General features: G+C 65.4%; 8 protein-coding genes. 3 read left to right on the top strand and 5 right to left on the bottom strand.

The window, feature by feature from the left end; all coding sequences use genetic code 11:
- Positions 1-25 precede the first annotated feature (25 nt).
- On the bottom strand, positions 26-415 hold the full coding sequence (locus tag HK417_RS23815; RefSeq protein ID WP_261327674.1) for an IS3 family transposase: 390 nt from the start codon (positions 413-415) through the stop codon (positions 26-28).
- Positions 416-432: 17 nt separating this feature from the next.
- Positions 433-750 (bottom strand): helix-turn-helix domain-containing protein, encoded by a 318-nt coding sequence (locus HK417_RS23810; RefSeq protein WP_222272989.1) that lies wholly within the window; start codon positions 748-750, stop codon positions 433-435.
- A 675-nt stretch (positions 751-1,425) separates the two neighbouring features.
- On the opposite strand from HK417_RS23810, the gene HK417_RS23805 reads away from it, so the two are divergent.
- The 3 genes from HK417_RS23805 to HK417_RS23795 all read left to right on the top strand — a co-directional run bounded on the left by HK417_RS23805 (position 1,426) and on the right by HK417_RS23795 (position 5,186).
- Positions 1,426-1,758, top strand: coding sequence for a histone-like nucleoid-structuring protein Lsr2 (locus HK417_RS23805; RefSeq protein ID WP_222272987.1), 333 nt, complete (start codon positions 1,426-1,428; stop codon positions 1,756-1,758).
- Positions 1,759-2,403: 645 nt separating this feature from the next.
- A complete protein-coding gene (locus HK417_RS23800) occupies positions 2,404-2,844 on the top strand; it encodes a TIR domain-containing protein (RefSeq protein ID WP_222272985.1) in 441 nt (146 codons plus the stop codon).
- A 125-nt stretch (positions 2,845-2,969) separates the two neighbouring features.
- Positions 2,970-5,186, top strand: coding sequence for a WD40 repeat domain-containing protein (locus HK417_RS23795; RefSeq protein ID WP_222272983.1), 2,217 nt, complete (start codon positions 2,970-2,972; stop codon positions 5,184-5,186).
- Positions 5,187-6,077: 891 nt separating this feature from the next.
- On the opposite strand, the gene HK417_RS23790 is transcribed toward HK417_RS23795, so the two are convergent.
- From HK417_RS23790 to HK417_RS27090, 3 genes are all read right to left on the bottom strand, one after another.
- Positions 6,078-6,536: a hypothetical protein gene (locus HK417_RS23790; RefSeq protein ID WP_222272981.1), complete on the bottom strand. Its 459-nt coding sequence runs from the start codon at positions 6,534-6,536 to the stop codon at positions 6,078-6,080.
- 481 nt (positions 6,537-7,017) lie between these two features.
- The gene (locus tag HK417_RS23785; RefSeq protein ID WP_222272979.1) at positions 7,018-7,167 is read right to left on the bottom strand and encodes a hypothetical protein; all 150 of its coding nucleotides are present in this window, start codon (positions 7,165-7,167) and stop codon (positions 7,018-7,020) included.
- 30 nt (positions 7,168-7,197) lie between these two features.
- Positions 7,198-7,659, bottom strand: a complete 462-nt coding sequence (locus HK417_RS27090; protein WP_368858546.1) for a tetratricopeptide repeat protein — start codon at positions 7,657-7,659, stop codon at positions 7,198-7,200.
- Between the last annotated feature and the right edge of the window lie 89 nt (positions 7,660-7,748).

The raw sequence follows: 7,748 nt of genomic DNA, 5'->3' as shown, positions 1-7,748 counted from the left end.
ACGTCGCCGGACGGCCCCCGCATTCTCATCCCCAAGCGCGGCGATCCAAGATCGCCAACCGATACACCTCATTGGCGCCGCTCGGCGGGGTCACGAATGCGGCCTTGCGGGCAGCGGCCAGCTGGCGGCGTTCGCGCTGGTAGGCGGCCTCCGGCAGCAGCCCGCGGCGACGCATGATCCGCAGCACCGTCGCCGGGGAGACCCGATGGCCGTCGAAGCGGGCCATCGCCCACACCTTGCGGTGACCCCAGGCCGGATGAGCCTCGGCGTGCTTGACCACCACCGCCTCCACGGCCTCGGCCACGGGCATCGGCCACGGCCCCTTGACCGGCATCCCGGCCCGGCCGCGGGCCTGGCGGCGGCGCCAGGTCCGTTCGAGCATGTCGATCAGGCGGCAGAACCTCGTGGTCGACATGCCCGCCTCGACGCGGATCACCTCGAGGTCTTCGAAGGGCCCAGGCGGTGCTCGGCGGACTTCTTCCACACCCGCAGCTCGACCGCGGCCTCACCCAGCGCGGTGGTCAGCTCGGCGACCTCGGCCTCCAGCTGCTGCTCGCGGGTGGAGGGCTTCCCGGAGCCGGCGGCCAGCCCGGCGGCGCCGGCCTCGAGGAACTGACGCTTCCAGTTCCCGACCGACTGCTCGGAGACCTTGGCCTGCCGCGCGGCGGCCGCGACGGTCATCTCCCCGGCCAGGATCGACAGGATGAGGCGCTGCTTCTCCGCCGGCGGCAGAGACGGTGGGCGAGGCACGAGATTCAGACTCCAGGCTGGTCAGAGGGACAACAAGCGACCTCTGCCAAGAATCTTGACGCGCGACAATCCAGCAATATCTACAACCCAGCCGTCACGGACGTGTCAACGGCTGGTCCGTCAAAGTGCCCCGAGAGGACCGGCCCCGATGCAGGGGTCGAATTCCACGGGTGGGATGGCGCCGAGGGTCTCGTCCGAGGCGAGGCGGGTGCCAAGACTGCCCGACGCAGGCATTCTTACGAGACGGAGGCTAAACACGCCGGCTCCGGCTGTCTGTCCGCCAAGTAACCGGCAGGCCACGTGGCGCCGACGTATTGAAGGGGACTACCGCCCGGATTTGGATGGCGTAAATCTTGGCGTTGTAGCCCTTGACGCCTTGTAACTTCAAATCCGGAGGGAACTGCGACCGAGCGGCGAGCAGGAACACGAGGAAGCCATGGCCCGCATGCAAAGTGCTGGCGCCAGGAATGTGATGCGCCCAACTTTAAGCCGATAGCGCGACGACTCGCAGTCAGCGCACTGCAGCGCCCCGATCGGTCTTGAGACCGTCACCTTCCCCGTCGAGGTTTGTGTTGTCGCCCTCGACGGCAGTCGTTGGGGCCGGTTGCTCTATGTCACTCGCCACGGGTTCCCCTCTGTTGACAATCGGGTTGCCACTATGCAGTCTTTGGCGTTATGGCTACCAAGACTAAGGTTGTTCAGGTCGATGACCTGACGGGCGACCCGGCCGAAACGACCGTGAGGTTCGCCCTGGACAAGATCGAGTACGAGATTGATTTGTCGAACGAGAACGCCACCGAGCTGCGTGAGGCGCTTTCCCGGTACGTCGACGCTGCTCGAAAGGTTGCGGGCGGCGGACGCCGCGCTGCCACCATCGGCAAGACGTCCTACTCGGGCTTTGACCCGGCCGCTGTCCGCGCATGGGCGGCAGGGCAGGGCATCGAGGTCAGTGCCCGGGGACGCATCAAGGCTGACGTCGTCGAGCGGTTCCGCGCCGCTGGCAACTAAACCCACTGAACGTCCGAGGGGTCCGGGTCCGATAAGGGCTCGGACACCTTGGCATTCAAGTCCGCGCGGTCCCATCCAGCGCCATGCGCTCGAGCTGCGTCCGCTGGCACAGAGCGACCGACCAGCCGGCCCACCGCGAACGATGACTCGGGCACTACAGGGAGAGTGCGGCCCGGTTGACCTGCCGCCAGTGCACGGCCACGTTCGACCAGCAAAGATCACCCGCTTCCCATCACGCCGAATCAGCACAGCGACCAAGCGGTGGCAGCCGTGCCTTGCTTCGGTCGGACGTTAGCCAGGATGACGCGTTGGTGACGCCAGAGTGACGACTTCCTCTTAGTCTCGGTGGGCAATTGCACGGCCTCTGATAGCAAATGGCCGCAAAGTCTATCGGTGTAGCAGGGTGGGCAACCGCGAGACCGTGCATCGACCTGGGCGGGAGGTGAAGGCCTGAAGCCTTCAGTAGATCGCCCGAGCTGGAAGACGTCAGGTCGGGTCGGCCACAAGTGGCAAGGGCGCGGGATGGGGACATGCTGATGAGAGCCCTGCGATAAGGCGGGGTCTTCGCACGCCATTAATGCCTGACGACGGACTCGACTAGAGCCGCCTCCGCGGACTTTGTCGTGAACGAGGTGAAGATGAACGATGCGCAAGGCGACCAGCGGTGAGTCGACGCCGATTCCACCATCCTCGCGCGTCAGCGAGGAGGAGTACAGGGCATTCATCTCCTACAGTCACGCCGCCGACGGGAGGCTTGCTCCGGCCCTGCAACGTGCACTGCACCGGCTGGCGAAACCCTGGTATCGCTTGCCCGCGTTCAGGGTCTTCCGCGACGACACCAGTCTGGCCGCGACGCCCGCTCTGTGGTCGTCGATCGAGTCTGCGCTTCATGCGTCGGCCTTCTTCATCCTGCTTGCGTCCCCACGGGCGTCGGCATCGCCGTGGGTGAATCGTGAGTTGTCTTGGTGGATCCAGAACAAACCGCGCAACCGACTGTTCATCGCCTTGACCGATGGGGAACTGAATTGGGACAACCATATCGGTGACTTCGACTGGGGGCCTCCAGTGCTCTGCCGCCCAGCTTGAGGGGATCCTTCAGCGAAGAGCCCCTCTGGGTCGACCTGCGCTGGGCGCGCACCTCGGATGATCTCTCACTTCACAATCCGAGCTTCCGTGAGGTGGTAGCCAACCTCGCCGCTCCTCTTCACGGCGTGTCCAAGGAGCAGTTGATCGGCGAGGACACCCGTCAACAGCGACGGGCGATCCGGTGGCGAAACTCTGTCATCGCGATACTTCTCGTCCTTATCCTCACGACAACCGTCGCTTCAACCCAGTTCTTCATACAGCGGAACCTCGCCCGTGAGCAGCGAGACCTTGCGGTGGCAAGACAGCTCGCTGCTCAGTCGAGCGTCGAAGCCGAGAGGCAGCCGGATCTGGCCCTTCTTCTCGCCGTGGCGAGCGTCGAGCACGCTCCACGCGTCGGCCGACAGGCAGCACTGGACCACTTGGCAGCCATGCTCAGTCGGACGTACCACACGTCCACGGCGCTTCGTGGTCACGCCGGCGCCGTCCGCGATGTGGCGATCAGTCCCGACGGGGGATCACTGGCATCGGCCGCCGAGGACGGCACTCTGCGCAGTTGGGACGTGGTTACGGGCCGACTCCGCGCCGAGCCTTCGCGAGTAAGTGCTGATGCCGCCTTTTCGGTCGCGGTGAGTCCCGACGGCAAGACGCGAGCGAGCGGAGGCGGCGAGGTGCAACTGTGGGACGACAGCGGAGAACTGATCGACCATCTTGCCGGCCATTCAGGCCCGATCCATGCACTGGCTTTCGGTCCCGACGGCCAAACCCTGGCCTCCGGCGGCGCCGATGGCACTGTTCGCATCTGGGATGTGCACAGCAGAGCCCCTCGCCACGAGCCCCTCGAGCATGGCCTTGTGGTCTGGGACGTCGCATTCAGTCCCGACGGAACGACCTTGGCCTCAGTCGGGGAGGACCAACAGGTGCGCCTGTGGGACGTGGCGTCCGGGGCGCCAATGGGGGCCCCCTTGAGTGGCCACAGCAGCGGCATCTGGGATGTTGACTTCAGTCCTGACGGATCGATGCTCGCCTCGGGGAGCAGTGATGGCACGGTTCGGCTGTGGGACGTCAAGACGCATCAATTCGTTCGTGAGATGCGCCTGCTCGATGCCAGGGTGACGGCTCTCAGCTTCAGTCCAGATGGAGGCACGTTGGTCTCAGGAGCCAGTGACGGCTCCATTCGTCTGTGGAACCCTCGTACGGGGGAGACGCGAGGTGACCCCATCAGAGGGCATCTGGGTTCTGTGTGGGTGCTGCATTATCTCCCTGATGGAAAGACGCTGGCGTCGGGAAGTGATGACAGGACCGTGCGGCTCTGGGAAGTGGCCGAAACGCGCCCCCTCGGTCGTCCTTTGATGGGCCACAACCTTGTGCTCAGCATCGCATACAGTCCCGACGGGAAAACCTTGGCCACCGGCGGGTCGGACGCCGGAGTCGAAGAAGCGACACTTCGGCTTTGGGATGTGGCGACCGGCGATCAGCGAGGTCTGACTCTCACGACTCCACAAGGCGAAGTGTGGTCTCTCGCCTTCAGTCCTGATGGCGGTCTCCTCGCTGCCGGCGGGAAGGACGGTACGATTCAATTCTGGGACCCGGTCTCGGGACTTCCTCGAGCCCGCATACAGGCGCACTCCGCCGAGGTGCACGGCCTGGCGTTCACGCCTGACGGGCGGATACTGGTGTCGGCCAGCGAAGATGGGACCGCACGTCTGTGGGATCCTTCTACTGGCCAACCCCGAGGGAATCCGCTCGATCAAGGCGAGGCAGCAACCGACCTCGCGTTCAGCCCGCAAGGCCAGCAGTTGGCGGTGGCCAGTGCCGACGGCGCGGTAAGATTGTGGGATGTTAGGACCGAGGAGCTCATCGGCCGCCCTCTGTTCGGCCACAACGCTCCTGTGTACGGCGTCGCCTTCAGCGCCGACGGGGGCAGCATCTACTCGGCTGGCTCTGACGGGAGCATCAGGAGATGGGACTCGCGGAGCGGCGCCCCCAAGGGAGACCCGATATTCGGACACGATGGCGACGTCTATGCTGTTGCGACCGATCCGAAGGATCGAACTCTAGCGTCCGGTGGAGCCGACGGCACGGTTCGTCTATGGGACGTCGCCACCGGCCACCCCAAAGGACAAGCATTCGAGGGCTCAGACTTCTGGATCTGGAATCTGGCTTTCAGGCCGGATGGCAAGGAACTCGCCTCCGCCAGCCTCGACGGGACGGCGCGGCTCTGGGATCTCGATCCTGACTCGTGGAGCCGGAGCGCCTGCGCCATCGCAAACCGCGACCTATCTGAAGATGAATGGGTGCGCTTTCTGGGCGAGGAGATCCCGTACCAACCAGTCTGCCCGTGACGTCAACGAAGGTGTGTGCGGGTCTCCATCGGCGTTCTGGAGTGCGTGAACAGCCTGCTCAAGGGGCTGTATCGGCCGAGAGCGGACAACAGCGGTCCGGTGCGACCGCCCATCGCAGGGCTATTGGTTCGAGTCTAATCGGGTGGGGGTGGACCGCAGATCGGTGGGGCATTAGCAGAGCCAAGTCCAGGACTGACGTGGACGCTGATGCCGTGGAGCCCAACCCGACCACAGGGGCCGGTCCAGGGGCGGACCGTCTGCTGGACCTGGTCTGGCGCGAGGTCGCGCCTGGACCGGTGGCCGACTGTGGAACCTCGTGCTGCTCGTGGCTCGGTGCACTCCTGGGTGCCCTGGCGGCGCAGACGTGGTTGGCCCGGGGCATCGCGAAGGCTCAGCAACCGCCGCGGCGATCGCGCTGGGCCTCGCGGGCATCCTCCAGGCGAGCGCCCTGAACGCGGACCAGATCGCCCGCTGGACGCATGCGCGCGCCAGACCGCCCGTTGGACGCATGCGCGCGCGTCTATGCGGCCCAGCTGGCCCGCGATCCACGCCGCCTTCTTCTCGTACTCGGCGGCGCACGCACCCGCGCCGGACGGTGGGTCCTCGACCTGGCCGACGGGGGCCGCGGCACGTGGCCCGGCCGGGCACAAAGGGAGCTTCGCATATCCGCCGGTCTACGTGGCGGCGCTGTCCACAGCCGGACACTTACTACAAGGATTGCTCGTAGGTTGACTCTGAATGGTTGCGGTGGCGCGGGCGCAGTCGGGTTGACTACGAATCTCCAGGTCATGCCCAGGAAGCGTTGATCGGAGACGAGCTGCGGGTCACCTACCAGCAATCCTTTCGGGTACGTGGGTGAGGTTCAACCGCCGAACGGACCGCTTCGCAAGTCTAGGCGACCAAGACGCCGGCAGCGGCGACCTCAACCACCATCTCGCCGAAGGAATCGGAACGTTGCAACTCAAAAAAGCCGCCGTAAGTATCGCCTACCCATAGCAACGTCGAGTGAATGCCTGTGAAGATGTCAGTTGCGCTGAAGGTTCCCTGGTGAGCCATAACAAAATAGTCAAATCCCATGACAAGCCCAGCCGGTCCGTTGACGCCGAGCATGGCAATGACATGCTGACTGGAGGGCACTCGCATCCGCACGGATGCGCTCGTGATAGCCAGCGTCGTTCCCTGCGGAATAGTAAACCACAGGTTCCTGACTTGGTCTCCGGTCGGGGCGATACTCATGTTTGTCTGCCATGGATCGCCTTGCGCCAAGTTGACGTGGTTCGATGTCGCACGCGTGCTGATTGTTTCCTCGGTGGGAAGTCTCTCGGTCGCCACCTTCGGTCTGTCGTTCACCGCTCAGGCACCTCCCCCGCATATTTGATCTCGCGGCGCGTCCCTCAATGGTCTCAGAGTGGCTGGCCCCCATGGGTGGCTCACGTACTCGACATCGGGCCGCTTCAGGCACTACCGCGGTGTTACCGAAGATGCTCTCGCGGGGGTGGTTGTGGCCGAGAATGCCGAGTCGCACAGGCGCTGTCGCGCCCACGAGGCGCCCACACCATGTACGGCTGCAGGTCAGCGACTCAACGCTTGAAACGAGATCAAACTTTTGGGGGCGCGACGGGTGTCGGAGGGGGACTTGGGCACCGTGAACTGGGAGCCGTCCCACCTGCTGCCGATCCGATGGCGGAGGAGCGCGGTGTTCGCGGCTTCGTGGACATGGTCTGAGCCTAGTCCGGCGGTCGGACAAGATCACGGATCGGCGGCCCGCGGAGTCCTGTCCCACGACGAGGCGCCTGAGTTCCGTAGGTCCCTGGCTGGCCACGCAAGCGCGTCAATCGGCGAGTTCTGCGGCTTCGCGTTCGGCTTGCTCGACTGCCGCGTCGAAGTTCAGGTTGCGCAGACCGATGGCCAGAGTGCGAAGTGCGGTCGACAGCGCGTCGCGATAACGGTCCGGATGACCGGCGTACAAGCCGCGCAACAAGGTGACAGCTTCTCGGCCGGCGGCAACAGCCTACCGGTCCCGGCTCAGGTCGGTGAGGATGACGCCGTAGGCCTCCAGGCTGACGGCGAAGGCGGGCGCGAAGGCGTCGGGGTGCGTGTCGGCCAGCGTCCGGTAGAGACCGGTGGCCTCTTCGATCGCGACCAGCGCCTCCTGGGCGCGGCCCAGGTCGGCCAGTCGCTGCGACAGGTTGTGCAGCGAAACGGCGAGGTCGGGGATGAAGGTGTCGGGGTAGGCCGCGGCCAGCGCCCGGTAGGTGGTGGTGGCCTCCTCGTTGACCGCCAGCGCCTCCTCGCGGCGGCCGAGGTGGCACAGCCCGATGGACAGGTTCTTCAGCGAGCTGGCTAGGTCGGGGGTGTAGGTGTCGGGGTGGGCGGCGGCCAGTGCCCGGCGCAGGGTGAGGGCTTCCTCGACGGCGGCCAGCGCCTCCTCCCGGCGACCGAGGTCGGCCAGCCGAACCGACAGGTTATTCAGCGAGCTGGCTAGTCTAGGTGTTCTGTCCCGTCAGGTTGGTAACGCGGGCGGCGGGAGGGAGTCCGCCGAGTGCGGTGTGGCCGCGGTGA

It is taken from the genome of Modestobacter marinus, from assembly GCF_019799945.1.
Lineage (GTDB): Bacteria > Actinomycetota > Actinomycetes > Mycobacteriales > Geodermatophilaceae > Modestobacter > Modestobacter marinus_B.
Note: the sequence above shows the minus strand (reverse complement) of the source record. Positions and strands in the feature narration are given on the sequence as shown.

What these genes read in the sequence shown, in the direction of transcription:
- HK417_RS23800 (WP_222272985.1), top strand. Translation starts at nt 2,404, where the DNA reads ATGCGCAAGGCGACCAGCGGTGAGTCGACGCCGATTCCACCATCCTCG.
- HK417_RS23815 (WP_261327674.1), bottom strand. Translation starts at nt 415, where the DNA reads ATGTCGACCACGAGGTTCTGCCGCCTGATCGACATGCTCGAACGGACC.
- HK417_RS23805 (WP_222272987.1), top strand. Translation starts at nt 1,426, where the DNA reads ATGGCTACCAAGACTAAGGTTGTTCAGGTCGATGACCTGACGGGCGAC.